Here is a 13,825-nt window from a genome sequence, read left to right as displayed (position 1 = left end):
CTAGTAAAAATCTACTGCTCCTGTATGAATATCGTACATGGCGCCTACAATTTTAATTTCTCCTTTTTCTTCCATTTCTACTAAAACAGGGCTATCTTCTCTAATTTTGTCTATAGTTAAAAGTACGTTTTTTGCCGATACGTTATCTACAAACTCTACGTTTTTAGAGTTTCTTAAACTAGCATCTTCTGGAGAGGTTACTGCATTTACAGCAGGTTTAATTTTGTCAAGCATTGCAGTAAGATTACCAAGTTTAGCATCGTCGCAAGCGCCTTTAATAGCACCACATCTTGTGTGTCCTAATACTACAATTACTTTTGTTCCTGCTAATTTACAAGCAAACTCCATGCTGCCTAAAATATCTTCGTTTACAAAATTTCCTGCAATACGCACACTAAAAATATCGCCTAAACCTTGATCGAAAACCAATTCTGCAGATACTCTAGAGTCTATACAGCTTAATATGGTAGCAAAAGGAAATTGTCCTTCGCTAGTATCGTTAACTTGTTCTAGTAAATTTCTGTTAGCTTTTAAGTTACTTTGAAACCTTTGGTTTCCTTCTTTTAAAAATTGCAATGACTTTTCTGGTGTCATTGTAGATTGTGTCTCTTTAGTATGTGCTTTCATAATGTCTATATTTTATTATTATAATGTGTTATCCTGTAATAAAGAGCGGAATATTAATGGAACTAACCAATTGTTCTAATTCGGTCTTTTTTATAAAGGATGTGTTAGTATCGTTTTTTCTGTTGACACAAAACAGGTCTACTTTGCTTTTAAGTAGGTATTTAGAAATGTTTTTAAATGTATTGGGTTGTTTTTCAAAAGCATACTCAATAATATTTGGATTACTGTTGATGTTTTCTTCCTTTTTATTTGAAGGTAAACTGTCTATAATTTTAAATGATTTAATCGGTTTTTTAGAACACGCTACTAAATCGTTGGCTATGTTTGAGGTTTTTTCTGTATTATTAAAAATACCAAGAGACATGTCGCTCTTTTGTTTTATAACACTATTACTGGAAGCAATAAATATGTCGCCTTTATATTTCTTTAATATAAAACGTGTAATATTATCGCCAATAATGTTTAAAGATTTAGTTTTTCTTTTACCTAAAACAATTATATCTGGTTTAATTTCTTTTATATGTTTTTCTATCTCATCTTTAATATAGCCTAAACTATAGCTGTAATTTATTTTACATAGGTTTGATGAAGAAGATATTAAATTTTTAATACGCTTGTCTATTATTTTGTGCTCGTCTTTTATGCTTCGAATAGCGTTTAGTTGGTTGTCTTTTTCAACAACTTCCGAAGCTTTTTTTACATGAAAAATATCAAGGTCTCCATTTACATGCTTTGCTAAATTTAAAGCGTTCTCCAGAAGATGTTCTGGAGACGACTTTAAATCTGTGAGCATTAAAATTTTATACTTATTATTTGTCATAAAAATTTTATTTTAGGCGCTTTTTGGTCTTAGTTTAAAAAACTCGATAATGCTATCTGGGTTTTCTACGACACCGCGTTCAGACACTAATTTGATATCAATATCTTTCTCTTTGGCTTTAAAAGCAAAATCTTCTAGAATCTCTATAATATCGTTATCTAGATATCTCGTCTTTCTAACATCTATTTCTAAATATGTGTCTCTAGGTAAACTATCTAGTTCTTTTAAAATAGCACCTTTGTTAAAAAAAGTAACCTCTTCTGCAAATCTCATTTTTATTTTATGTTTTCCATCACTATTGTCTTCAATATGTAAGAAGTGCGAGTTTTGGTAGCTTTTAATTAAAATAATAACAATGCCTACTGCTAAACCAAATCCAATACCATATAATAAATCTATAAATACAATACCTAAAATAGTTACCATAAAAGGCACCCATTGTTTCCATCCTAAACTAAACATTTTTTTAAATGTAGCGGGATTAGCTAATTTGTATCCAACAATAAGTAGAATTGAAGCTAGTACAGCAAAAGGGATTTTATTTAATATGGTAGGAATAAGTATAACAGATATTAAAAGTAAAAAACCATGTATTATAGCAGATAATTTTGTGCGTCCACCAGATTGTATATTGGCAGAACTACGTACAATTACTTGTGTTATAGGTAAGCCACCTATTAAACCAGATATAATATTACCTGTTCCTTGAGCAAATAATTCTTTATTAGTTGGTGTAACACGCTTTAAAGGGTCTATTTTATCTGTTGCTTCAACACATAATAACGTTTCTAAACTAGCCACTAATGCTATTGTAAAACCAGTAATTAAAACATCTGGATTAGAGATTGCAGAAAAATCAGGGAATTTAAGTTGTCCCATAAAAGAATCAAAACTATCGGGAATTGGAACTTTTACTAAATGCTCTGGCGATATATTTAGAGATGTGCCTTTAGTAGCCATGTAATAAATAACACCCAAAACAACAGCAACAAAAGGCCCTTGTATAAGTGTGAAAATTTTTGCTTTTTTAGCAAGTACACTAGACCAAAATAGCATTATTATTAAAGAAACAGCTCCTATTATAGTGGCACCTAAACTAATGTTACTAAATGCTTTTCCTATTTCTGAAAAGGTGTTGTTTCCGTCTAATTGAAGAAAAGAAAAATCGCCTTCAGGGTCTGCGTCGTAACCAAAAAAGTGTGGTATTTGTTTTAAAATAATAATAATACCAATACCAACTAGCATACCTTTAATAACAGAAGAAGGAAAATAGTAACCAATAATACCTAATCTAAGAACACCAAATACTATTTGAATAATACCTCCAAGAACAACAGCAACTAAAAAGTTTTCATAACTACCCAACGCAGTTATCGCTGTCATAACAATAGCAGCTAAACCAGCTGCGGGTCCGCTAACTCCAATTTGCGAACCACTTAAAAAACCAACAACAATACCACCAATAATACCTGCAATCATTCCTGCAAAAGGCGGTGCGCCACTGGCCAAAGCAATACCTAAACATAAAGGTAGAGCAACAAAAAACACGACTATACTCGCTGGTAAGTCATTCTTAATATTTTTAAACATATAAAAAAAAATATCTTTTTAGTTAATTTACTAAAAAGCGATTAATACTAATTAAATAGATTCTGTCTTAAAGAATCGAAAAACTAAATACTATATGTTTACTTCTGGTGGTGGAGATATAAGGTTTTTGTGAGGTGTTGTGTATTTTTTAAAAAAATACTCTAAGTTGTTTTCTGCTTCATAAGATATAAAGTCAGTTTCCAAAAAGTTTAATTCAAGAAATAAAATGTTTTTTTCCTTGTTATTGCCATTCTTTTCGCAGCCTTGCTCTTCTTCTTCAGCAAAAGAATAGTAAAAAGACATATCAATAGAGTCATCAATAAAGGTTACAACCGTAGGTGTGGCTGTAAACCCTATAAAGAGTAGCGACATAAATATTGATATAAAAGATTTTGACATATAATTATATAAGTAATATACAAATATAGCATTCTAAAGATAAACTTTGTTAAAGAAATATTAAAATTCTTATAAACAGCATGTGTTAATTTAATGTTATGAAAGTAATGCTGTAGATGTTATTTAGGTAACATTAAAGTAACTTTTTGTTATTTATTCTTTAATCTTATCGTAGCTATTTAGTTGTGTGTATGTTCTTTATTTGCATTTCTAATTAATTCAAATAATGAAAAAAATAATATTTATAGCGTTTATTCTTGTGTCAATAGTATCCTTTGCTCAGAATACTTCGTCTTTAAGTGGTGTTTTAACAGATTTAGAGTCTAATAATGAGCCTTTAGTTTATGCTAAAGTTACAATTAAAGAAAGTGGTTTAGAAGCTCTATCTGATGAAAAAGGTTTTTTCGAATTTAAAAACATAAAAGCAGGTAGTTATACTTTAGTATATAGTTTTGCTGGTTATGAAACAAAAGAGATTAGGGTAGAGGTAAAATTGGATAAATCAAATTATTTAGATCTTGCTTTAGCTGCAAAAACTATTTCTTTTGAAGATATGATGAGTGCTATGGCAAAGGCAGAGCTAAGTAGTGAAGAAGATACAAATACGTTGCATAAATAAGAGTTGTGTATTAATTACACCTTAAATATATAAACGATTTTTAAAAGTCGGCTTTCTTTAAATATGAGAGTCGACTTTTTTTGTGTCGTAATTTTTTTGGCTTAATAGTAAATTTAGGAGCTTAAACACGGGTTTTTTAATGTTAAGTAATTGTAATGTAAAATAATATTTAACCATTTTAACATAACATTAACCTAACACTTTTATTACTGTTCTTTAACGCTTAGGTAACGCTGTATTTCTAAAGTGGTGGTTTCTTTGCAGCGTAAATTTATATGAAAAATACAATAAAAAACAATCTCATGAAAAAATTACTTTCAACCGCTTTATTAGCATCTACACTAATCTTAACAGGATGTTTTAAGGATGATGATACACCTATTATAGTAGAAGAAATTACTATAATACAAAATGGAGGAGGATCTACTTCTACTACACCAGTTGTTGCTGTTACTGGAGCTATTACAGAAGATACAACTTGGACAAGTGATAATATATACGAATTAAACCAAAAGGTAGTTGTAGACAATGGAGCTACTTTAACTATCGAGCCAGGAACAATTATTAAAGGTAAGCCAGGAACAGGTTCTTTAGCTTCTGCTTTACTTGTTGCTAGAGGTGCTAAATTAATGGCAGAGGGAACTGCTACTAATCCTATTATCTTTACTTCTTCAGATGATAACATTGATGCTGGAGAAACTGCAGGTACTAATTTAAGTGAGTCTGATAGAGGTTTATGGGGTGGATTAATTATTTTAGGAAATGCACCAGGATCTTTTAAAGGAGATTTAACCGAAGTGCAAATTGAAGGAATTCCTGCTGCCGATACTTTTGGGTTATACGGTGGTAACGATACTGCAGATAACTCTGGGGTAATTAAATATGTATCTATCCGTCACGGTGGTGCTTTAATTGGAGAAGGGAACGAAATTAACGGTTTAACACTTGGAGGTGTTGGTAGCGGAACTGTTATTGATAACGTAGAAGTTGTTGCTAACGTTGATGATGGTATCGAATTCTTTGGAGGATCTGTTAATGCTAGTAACTTATTAGTTTGGGCTCAAGGAGATGATGGTTTAGATATCGATCAAGCTTACTCTGGAACTATTGATAATGCAGTTGTTGTATTAGGAGATGCTTCAGACCACGCTTTAGAAATAGACGGTAGAGAAGGAACTGGAACAGGTTCTTTTACATTACAAAACTTAACTTTAATTGGTAACGAAACAACATCTAAAGGTGAGTATGCAGACTTTAGAAGTAATGCTACAGGAACTGTAAAAAATGTTTATGCATATAACTTTAAAGCTAGCTCTGATGTTGAGTTAGATAACAATGCAGTTACAAACAACTATTTAGCTGGCGAAATTGTTTTTGAAAAATGGGAAATCGTAGGGTTCGATAACAGCATTTTTGTTGAAAAAGTAGGTTGTGCTTCTAACTGTGATGATACAGATGAAAGTAACGATGTGCCAGAAGATATTATCATGGAAAGCCCAACATTTACTGCTGATGCAGCAGCTTGGACATCTACTGTAGAGCTAGGAGCTAATACTGTAGGTGCAGATACATCTAAATTAAGCTGGACTTATGCTAATGCAGCAGGTAGCTTAAACTTCTAGAAAAGAAGGAACTAATCTTTAAAACACATAAACTGCTCACAATTATGTGGGCAGTTTTTATAGTAAAACTTTAATATGAAAAATATTTATATAGTTCTTACCTTATTGTTTACTCTCAGCTCTGCTTTTGTATTAAATGCACAAACAGGAACTATTGCGGGTAATGTTATAGATGGAGATTATAATAACGAGCCTATGGCTTTCGCTAACATTCTTTTAAAAGGAACTACTACAGGAACCACTTCAGATTTTGATGGTAAATATCAAATGGAGGTCGATGCTGGGACTTACACATTAGTGTTTTCTTTTGTTGGGTACGAAACCAAAGAAATAAGTGATGTAGTAGTAAAAGCGGGTCAAGTATTAGATTTGGATGTTACGCTAAATACAAACTCTTTAGAGGAAGTAGTAATTACTACAAGTGTAAAGCGAAATACAGAAAGTGCTGTGTTAAATATTCAGAAAAAATCTGTAACTCTTTTAGATGGTTTATCTGCTCAAAGCATTAAATCTAGTGGTGCAGGTAACTTAGCTAGTGCGGTAAAAAGTGTGCCTGGGGTTTCTGTTACTGGCGGAAAATATGTTTACGTTAGAGGTTTAGGAGACCGTTATACAAAATCTACTTTAAACGGAATGGACATTCCTGGTTTAGATCCAGATAGAAATACCATTCAAATGGATATTTTTCCAACTAGCATTTTAGATAATATTATAGTTGTAAAGTCTGCAGCAGCAGAGTATCCAGCCGATTTTACAGGTGGAGTAGTAGATATTGTAACAAAAGATTTTCCAACAAAATTTCAAGCTTCTTTTTCTGTAGGTGCTGGATTTAATCCAGATATGCACTTTAAAAATGATTACCTTATTGGTTCTGGAAGTGATACAGATTTTTTTGGTTATGATGACGGAACAAGAAATGTACCTATAAATAGATACCAACAAATTCCGGGAAGATTCGAAAATCGTAACCTTTTAAACTCTCTTACAGGTCGTTTTGATAGCGAGTTAAGAGCTCAAGAAGAAACAAGTAAACCAAATTTTGATTTTAACTTTACTATTGGTGATCAATTTGAAGTTGGAGATAATAAGCTAGGTTATATGGCTTTGTTTTCATACAAAAACAGCACTACATTTTACGATAATCGTGTAGATGGAGCTTTTTCTATTGATGCTACAGATAAATCTAACAACGAATTAGTGGTTGATAGAATTTCTGAAGGAAGAGAAGGTACAAATAATGTGTTATTAAACGGTTTAGTAGGTTTAACTTTTAAAACAGAAAAATCTAAGTACAGAGTTAATTTGCTTCACATTCAAAATGGAGAATCATCAGGAGGTATATTTAGTCAATTAGTTGCTGGTGGTGGTTCTGGATCTGGATCTGGGCTAGAGCCAATTTCTAAAGATGCAATTACTTATACAGAGCGTTCTATAACAAACATTTTAGTTAATGGTAACCACAGATTTGGTGCAGAAAACGATTGGAATTTCGAATGGAAAATTTCTCCATCATTCTCTAAAGTTCATGATAAAGATCATAAGGTAACACCGCTTCAAAAAACAGATGAAGGTGAGTTTGATATTAGTCCTTCTTTTGCTACATTCCCAATTCGTATTTGGAGGTTTTTACAAGAAGAAAATTGGGCTACAAAATTCGATTTTAATAAAAAGTATGAGTTAGGAGGCAGACCTGCTAAACTTAAATTTGGAGGTGGGTACACCTATAAATTTAGAGATTTTAGTATAGACGATTGGACGTTTCAAAATAATGAAACTGTTTTAGATGGTAATCCTAATAACTTCTTACTACCAGAAAACCTTTGGAGCAGAGATAATGAGAATGGTACTAATTTAGTTTCTATAGACCAATTTAACCCAGGTGATGCTTATGAAGGAGAACAAAATATAGCCTCAACTTATATTTCTAATGAGTTTAATGTAACAGAGAAACTTAAAACAATTTTAGGTCTTAGAGCAGAATCTTTTATCTCTTATTACACAGGAAGAAATAATAGTACATCTACAGATTATTTACGTTCTAAAGTAATAGATAAGCACGATTTATTTCCATCAGCTAACTTAATATATGCTGTAACAGATAAAGCTAATATTAGAACATCTTATTATAGAACAACAGCGCGTCCGTCATTTAAGGAGTCGTCTTTTTCTAGAATTTACGATCCTATTACAGATAGGTTATTTATAGGTAATATTGATTTAAAACCAGCTTACATTAATAACTTCGATTTAAGATATGAAAGATTTGGAGATTCTGGACAAATGTTTGCTGTTAGTGCTTTCTATAAAAAATTTAAAGACAATATTGAAAAAGCATTCTTTGCTTCTGCTTCAAGTCAATTAACAGTTGAGAATTTAGGTGATGCAGATGTTTTAGGAGTTGAGCTTGAGTTTAGACAAAACCTTGGTTTTATTACAGAAGGATTGGATAAATTAAAGTTTACTCTTAATGGTTCTTATATGAAATCTGAATTAACAATGTCTGATGGAGAGTTTGATTCTAGGGTTTTTAATGCGAGAGATGGACAAACTATTGATAGAGATAGAGATATGCAAGGACAAGCACCGTACTTAGTAAATACAAGCTTAAATTATACTGATTCTGACTTAGGTTTTCAAACAGGATTGTTTTTTAATATTCAAGGAAAAACGTTAGAAGTTGTTGGTTTAGGAGGTATTCCAGATGTTTATACAAAACCTTTTGAAAGTTTAAACTTTACTCTTAACAAGTCTTTTGGAGAGAATAAAAAATCATCAATAGATTTTAAAGTAAATAATATTTTAGGGGCAGAAAAAGAAAGTGTTTATGAGTCTTACAAAGCTCAAGATAGAGTGTTTTCTTTAAGACAGCCTGGTACAGAGGTGTCAATAGGGTATTCTTATAAATTTTAAATTATTAAAATACATAATACTGTATTTATAAAAAAAGCATCCTAAATCTAGGATGCTTTTTCGTGTTATATAATCTGTAGGTTAAATTTATAAAGAAGCAACGTTTTTACTATAGTTTACTTCTTTAATAACACCGTTTATAACGTGAATCCATTTACCGGTTTTCTTACCATTATCGTAGTAAGCAGTAATGGTTTTGTTTCCTTTTTCGTCAAAGCTTAACCATTCGCCTTGTAATTTACCGTCTGCAGTAAAAGAACCTGTTTGGCTAACTTTACCATTATCATGGTAGTATACGGCATCAATTAAATTTGTAACTTTATTAAGTTTAAATGTTTTGTCTTGTTTTAAAACTTTTTCTTCTTGAGCAAAAGATACAGTAGTGCATAATGCTAATAATAATATAAATATGTTTTTCATTTTGTATGGGGGTTTATTAATAATTACATTACAAATATAACATTAATTTTACTATTACACAACATTTAGGTAACATTAAATTAACATTAGGTGTTTAATTAATTGATTTTAAGCGCGTTATGGTTTATTATTTTTTTCAATATTAACTCCGTTTGTGATTTTTGTTCTTGTTTTTTACTTGAATTTTTAATTGTAAAGCAACGTTTATAAACTAAAAAAGGTGTTTTACATATGTAAAACACCTTTTTTCCCTTTTAATTATAGTAACTAATAAACAGTATGTATGTTGTATTAGTGTTCGTTCATTCTAAAATCAGAATATGCATCCATACCGTGTTCATGAGCATCAAGACCTTCTAGTTCTTCTTTTTCAGAAACTCTAATTCCTACAGCTTTTTTAAGAGTAAAAATGATGATGAACGATGTTGTTAAACAAAAAGCAGCATAACAAGCAACTCCTATTAATTGAGTTAAGAATGTGTGTTCTGGATTTGTAGAAAATATACCAACAGCTAAAGTTCCCCAGATACCACAAATTAAATGTACTGCGATTGCTCCAACAGGATCATCTAATTTAATAGCGTCTACAAAAGCAACTGCAAATACAATAAGTGACCCAGCTATTGCTCCAATAATAATTGCGCTTTCTGGTGTCATTACATCTGCTCCAGCAGTAATTCCCACTAATCCTCCTAAAACACCATTTAAAAACATAGTTAAATCTAAGTTTTTGTATTTTAAGAACGATACTAATGCTGCTACTACACCACCAGCAGCAGCTGCTAAACATGTAGTAACTAATGTTAATGATGTTAATTCTGGATCTGCAGATAATACAGAACCACCGTTAAAACCAAACCAGCCTAACCAAAGAATTAATACACCAGCAGTTGCTAATGGTATATTGTGTCCTGGTATAGCTTGAGGTTTTCCGTTTTTAAATTTGCCTATACGAGATCCTAGTAGGTAAACAGCAACTAATGCAGCCCATCCACCAACAGAGTGAACAAGTGTAGAGCCTGCAAAATCATAAAAACCTAATTGGTCTAAGAATCCGCCACCCCATTTCCAAGATCCGGCAATTGGGTAAACAATACCTACATATATAATTGTAAAAACCATAAAAGGTCCAATTTTCATACGTTCAGCAACAGCTCCAGAAACAATAGTTGCAGCGGTAGCAGCAAACATCCCTTGAAATAAGAAATCTGTCCACCATGTGTAGCCTCCGTCTGCATAATCAGGTGTCATTCCGTTTTCAGGAGGAGTAATGCCAAATCCTGCAAATTCAAAAATTCCAGCAGAACCATCTGCAAAACCAGGGTACATTAAATTAAATCCTGCAATGTAATAAAGCAACAGTCCTACTGTTATAATAAAGATGTTTTTAAATAAAATATTAATTGTGTTTTTTTGTCTTGTTAGCCCGATTTCTAAAAATGCAAATCCTGTATGCATAAAGAAAACGAGTGCAGTACAGACCATCATCCATACGTTGTTAGCTGTAAATAATCCTTCCATCTTAATGTAATATATTTAGTTTTTTTATTTTAAAGTGTTTCCGCCTTTTTCTCCTGTTCTTATTCTGTAACATTCGTCAATGTTAGAAACAAAAATTTTTCCATCACCTACTTCTCCTGTTCCAGCAGAATTAATAATGGTTTTAATTGTTGTTTCTGCAAAATCATCATTAACAACAATAGAAAGGTATCTACGTTGTATATCGCTTGTACTGTAAGATACGCCTCTGTATACGTGGCCTTCTTTTTCGTTTCCTAAACCGGTAACATCCCAGTAAGAAAAGAAGTTTACACCAACCTCATGTAAAGCGTCTCTAACGGTGCTGTACTTGGATTTTCTAATAATTGCTTCAATTTTTTTCATAATGTATTTAATGTTATTTAGTTGGATTTTAAAAATGGAAAGTGTTTAAAGGACTCAAATTAATAAAATTATTAAACTTAACTAATAAAAAGGATGTCTTAATTTTTCAAAGACATCCTTCTTGTTATGTTACTTGTAATTTTTAAAATCGGTAAATTTTAATAATTATTCTTCAATTTCTCTTTGTCTCTTACCGTGGTAAGCGATAGATCCGTGTTCAGACCAATCTAGTCCGTCTATTTCTTCTTTTTCAGTAACTCTTAAGCCAATAGTCTTTTTCATTATACCTAAGAAAAGGAATGATAAACCAATTGCCCATGCAGCGTAAGCTAAAACTCCAATAGCTTGAGCGCCTAATTGAGCAGCTCCACCACCATTAAAGATACCAATACCAGCATCGCCATCTATACCCCAAAGTCCTATAACTAAAGTTCCCCAAGCACCAGCAACACCGTGTACAGAAATTGCACCTACAGCATCATCAATTTTAAGTTTTCTTTCTATAAATTCTATAGAGAATACTACAATAATACCACCTACTAAACCTGCTAATACCGCTCCGCCTTCGCTCATGTTACCACAACCAGCAGTAATACTAACAAGACCAGCTAATGCACCGTTTAAAGTCATGCTTAAGTTTGGTTTTCCGTCTTTTATCCAAGTTAATAGTAAAGCACCTAAGGCACCAGCAGCAGCAGCTAAGTTTGTTACTAATACTACTTGAGAAGCAGCTGTAGCGTCGTCTCCACCCCAAGCTAATTGAGAACCACCGTTAAAACCAAACCATCCTAACCAAAGAATAAATACACCTAAAGTAGCGTACATTTGGTTGTGTCCGTGTAATTCTACAGCTTTACCGTCTAGGTATTTACCAATACGTGGTCCTACCATCCAAGCAGCAACTAATGCAGCCCATCCACCAACAGAGTGAACAATAGAAGATCCAGCAAAATCGATAAACTCGGCAGGCATAATACCATCAGTGTTGTTTAACCAACCACCATTCCATTCCCAACCACCAGCGATAGGGTAAATAAATGCAGTTAGTATAATGCTAAATATAGCGTATGTTGTGTATTTTGTTCTTCCTGCAATAGCTCCAGATACAATAGTTGCAGCGGTTGCAGCAAATACAGTTTGAAAGAATAAATCGGCAGCGCCTTGAGAAAATGTAAAACCACCCCAGTGGAAGAAACCTCCACCCATATCGGCACCATACATTAAAGAGTACCCAATAAACCAGAAGCCTAAAGAACCTACTGCAATGTCCAAGAAGTTTTTCATTGCTATGTTTACAGCGTTCTTAGAGTCTGTCATTCCAGATTCTACTAAGAAAAATCCTGCTTGCATGAAGAAGACTAAGATACCTGAGATAAGCATCCACATCATTCCCATGTCGCCTTCTATAGCGGCGGTGTCTTGAATTATAAGGGGCATATTTAATATTGACATAATATGTGTAATTTTATAGGGGTTAGTTAAAAAAGGAGTAAAGCAATGTCTTGATTAAAAGAGATTGCTTTACTCTTTTAGAAATATGAAGTGTTTTTTACATTCTTAATAATTAAATTAGAATGAGTAGATAGCAGCTAATGTGAATGCAGCTAAGCTTTTAGTTCCAGCTAAATCGCTATCTAAGTATGCTTCTTCAGAGTTGCTGTCTAAACGTAATTCTGGTTTAATGGTTAAGTTTTCTACTGTGTAGCTAGCTGTTAAAGTTGTAGCGAATACATTTGGTTCGTCATCAAGACCGTCAATCATCCAGTTAAAGTATTCTCCTCTTAATCCAATAGAAAAGTTATCAGATGTAGCTAATTGTGGGTATAAAGCAGCTCCGTAAAAACCGTTACCATCATTGTCAGCATAAGCAGCGTTAATTCCTAAGAAGAAATCATCAGATAAATCAAATCCACCAGTGTAATCAACCTCAAACCCTAATTTAATTCCAGAATCGTAGTAGAAGTTTAAAAATTGTCCAGCATATCCTAGTTGAGCTCCTAAAGCGTAATCTCCAGTCATGTTGTCTGCAATATCAGTTGCATTCATAACTGCTAACATTAAGCTGAAATCTTCAGATAAAGAAAAGTCAGCTTTTAAACCTACATGAGAAAATGGACCACTAGAGAATAAATAAGAAGTAGAGTAGTTAAAATTTCCAGTTGGAGAGATAACTTCGTATCCTAAATATGTGTTGAATTGTCCAAGTGTTAAAGTTGTGCCTTCAGATACATTCCAGTAAGCATACAATTGGTTTATGTTGTTTCCAATAACAGCGGAGTTTGCTCTTGGCCCGAAAGCGATATCTGCCACAACTCCTGTTTTTTCTCCTTCATAAGAAAAAATAACATTTGCCATACCTAAAGCAAATCCTGTTTGATCTGCAAAAGAAGTTCCAGATGCGTATCCTGATCCATGTGGTTGAGCTGTTGCATCACTAGCTGTCAAAATTGATTGGTAGTATGTGTCAACGCTTCCGCTTACACTTAATTTTTTAGTTTCTTCCTGAGCAAATAATGCTGTTGCTACGAAAAGCATCGAAAGTGTAATAATTTTTTTCATAATGTTTAATTTTGGTTATTAATTTTAGTGTTTGTTTTTTCTTTAAGACGAGGTAAAACTATGTCAAAAAGTTTTAACCCCCATAAAAAATAGGGTTATTTAGTTTACTTTTGTAGATATTTTAATTTTAACCCTATTTTTTTAGGGGTATTTATTAAAATTAAAGATTTTATGATTTTTTAACAATTGGTGTTTTTGAATTATTGTCAGTATTTTCAAGATTTTTGTGCTGTTCTTGTTAGTATTCTAAAGTTTTCTTACTGATAATTCATATATATGCATTTACCGTTATATATAAGGATTGAATATTTATTAAAAATTCTACTTATTATTGATATATAATTAGATTTAACTTCGCTTCGTTTAAATAATCGG

General features: G+C 32.4%; 12 protein-coding genes. 3 read left to right on the top strand and 9 right to left on the bottom strand.

The features are described from left to right. The 4 genes from ABD715_RS05085 to ABD715_RS05070 form a co-directional block, all read right to left on the bottom strand. Entirely contained in the window at positions 1-627 is a 627-nt protein-coding gene (locus ABD715_RS05085; protein WP_344787025.1) for a carbonic anhydrase family protein, read from the bottom strand. A gap of 28 nt (positions 628-655) precedes the next feature. Further along, positions 656-1,447, bottom strand: coding sequence for a universal stress protein (locus ABD715_RS05080; RefSeq protein WP_344787024.1), 792 nt, complete (start codon positions 1,445-1,447; stop codon positions 656-658). A 12-nt stretch (positions 1,448-1,459) separates the two neighbouring features. Continuing rightward, positions 1,460-3,037, bottom strand: a complete 1,578-nt coding sequence (locus ABD715_RS05075; protein WP_344787023.1) for a SulP family inorganic anion transporter — start codon at positions 3,035-3,037, stop codon at positions 1,460-1,462. 90 nt (positions 3,038-3,127) lie between these two features. After that, positions 3,128-3,409 carry a hypothetical protein gene (locus ABD715_RS05070; protein WP_344787022.1) on the bottom strand — a complete coding sequence of 94 codons (282 nt, stop codon included), beginning with the start codon at positions 3,407-3,409 and terminating at the stop codon, positions 3,128-3,130. Between the two features lie 253 nt (positions 3,410-3,662). On the opposite strand from ABD715_RS05070, the gene ABD715_RS05065 reads away from it, so the two are divergent. The 3 genes from ABD715_RS05065 to ABD715_RS05055 all read left to right on the top strand — a co-directional run bounded on the left by ABD715_RS05065 (position 3,663) and on the right by ABD715_RS05055 (position 8,587). Continuing rightward, positions 3,663-4,055, top strand: a complete 393-nt coding sequence (locus ABD715_RS05065; RefSeq protein WP_344787021.1) for a carboxypeptidase-like regulatory domain-containing protein — start codon at positions 3,663-3,665, stop codon at positions 4,053-4,055. Between the two features lie 302 nt (positions 4,056-4,357). Beyond that, positions 4,358-5,677, top strand: a complete 1,320-nt coding sequence (locus tag ABD715_RS05060; RefSeq protein ID WP_344787019.1) for a hypothetical protein — start codon at positions 4,358-4,360, stop codon at positions 5,675-5,677. Positions 5,678-5,752: 75 nt separating this feature from the next. Then, complete coding sequence (locus ABD715_RS05055) at positions 5,753-8,587, top strand: TonB-dependent receptor (protein ID WP_344787018.1); 2,835 nt, start codon at positions 5,753-5,755, stop codon at positions 8,585-8,587. Positions 8,588-8,674: 87 nt separating this feature from the next. Here ABD715_RS05055 and ABD715_RS05050 read toward each other — a convergent pair whose 3' ends face one another. From ABD715_RS05050 to ABD715_RS05030, 5 genes are all read right to left on the bottom strand, one after another. Beyond that, positions 8,675-9,007, bottom strand: a complete 333-nt coding sequence (locus ABD715_RS05050; RefSeq protein ID WP_344787017.1) for a toxin-antitoxin system YwqK family antitoxin — start codon at positions 9,005-9,007, stop codon at positions 8,675-8,677. Between the two features lie 291 nt (positions 9,008-9,298). Next, a complete protein-coding gene (locus tag ABD715_RS05045; protein ID WP_344787016.1) occupies positions 9,299-10,528 on the bottom strand; it encodes an ammonium transporter in 1,230 nt (409 codons plus the stop codon). A gap of 24 nt (positions 10,529-10,552) precedes the next feature. Then, positions 10,553-10,891 carry a P-II family nitrogen regulator gene (locus tag ABD715_RS05040; RefSeq protein ID WP_344787015.1) on the bottom strand — a complete coding sequence of 113 codons (339 nt, stop codon included), beginning with the start codon at positions 10,889-10,891 and terminating at the stop codon, positions 10,553-10,555. Positions 10,892-11,056: 165 nt separating this feature from the next. Continuing rightward, on the bottom strand, positions 11,057-12,343 hold the full coding sequence (locus ABD715_RS05035; RefSeq protein ID WP_344787014.1) for an ammonium transporter: 1,287 nt from the start codon (positions 12,341-12,343) through the stop codon (positions 11,057-11,059). A 117-nt stretch (positions 12,344-12,460) separates the two neighbouring features. Continuing rightward, complete coding sequence (locus ABD715_RS05030) at positions 12,461-13,450, bottom strand: outer membrane beta-barrel protein (protein WP_344787013.1); 990 nt, start codon at positions 13,448-13,450, stop codon at positions 12,461-12,463. Positions 13,451-13,825 lie beyond the last annotated feature (375 nt).

The sequence above is a fragment of the Postechiella marina genome (assembly GCF_039538365.1).
GTDB classification, from domain to species: Bacteria; Bacteroidota; Bacteroidia; order Flavobacteriales; family Flavobacteriaceae; genus Postechiella; species Postechiella marina.
This window is presented reverse-complemented; position numbering and strand designations above follow the sequence as displayed.

What these genes read in the sequence shown, in the direction of transcription:
- ABD715_RS05085 (WP_344787025.1), bottom strand. Translation starts at nt 627, where the DNA reads ATGAAAGCACATACTAAAGAGACACAATCTACAATGACACCAGAAAAG.
- ABD715_RS05080 (WP_344787024.1), bottom strand. Translation starts at nt 1,447, where the DNA reads ATGACAAATAATAAGTATAAAATTTTAATGCTCACAGATTTAAAGTCG.
- ABD715_RS05075 (WP_344787023.1), bottom strand. Translation starts at nt 3,037, where the DNA reads ATGTTTAAAAATATTAAGAATGACTTACCAGCGAGTATAGTCGTGTTT.
- ABD715_RS05070 (WP_344787022.1), bottom strand. Translation starts at nt 3,409, where the DNA reads ATGTCGCTACTCTTTATAGGGTTTACAGCCACACCTACGGTTGTAACC.
- ABD715_RS05065 (WP_344787021.1), top strand. Translation starts at nt 3,663, where the DNA reads ATGAAAAAAATAATATTTATAGCGTTTATTCTTGTGTCAATAGTATCC.
- ABD715_RS05060 (WP_344787019.1), top strand. Translation starts at nt 4,358, where the DNA reads ATGAAAAAATTACTTTCAACCGCTTTATTAGCATCTACACTAATCTTA.
- ABD715_RS05055 (WP_344787018.1), top strand. Translation starts at nt 5,753, where the DNA reads ATGAAAAATATTTATATAGTTCTTACCTTATTGTTTACTCTCAGCTCT.
- ABD715_RS05050 (WP_344787017.1), bottom strand. Translation starts at nt 9,007, where the DNA reads ATGAAAAACATATTTATATTATTATTAGCATTATGCACTACTGTATCT.
- ABD715_RS05045 (WP_344787016.1), bottom strand. Translation starts at nt 10,528, where the DNA reads ATGGAAGGATTATTTACAGCTAACAACGTATGGATGATGGTCTGTACT.
- ABD715_RS05040 (WP_344787015.1), bottom strand. Translation starts at nt 10,891, where the DNA reads ATGAAAAAAATTGAAGCAATTATTAGAAAATCCAAGTACAGCACCGTT.
- ABD715_RS05035 (WP_344787014.1), bottom strand. Translation starts at nt 12,343, where the DNA reads ATGTCAATATTAAATATGCCCCTTATAATTCAAGACACCGCCGCTATA.
- ABD715_RS05030 (WP_344787013.1), bottom strand. Translation starts at nt 13,450, where the DNA reads ATGAAAAAAATTATTACACTTTCGATGCTTTTCGTAGCAACAGCATTA.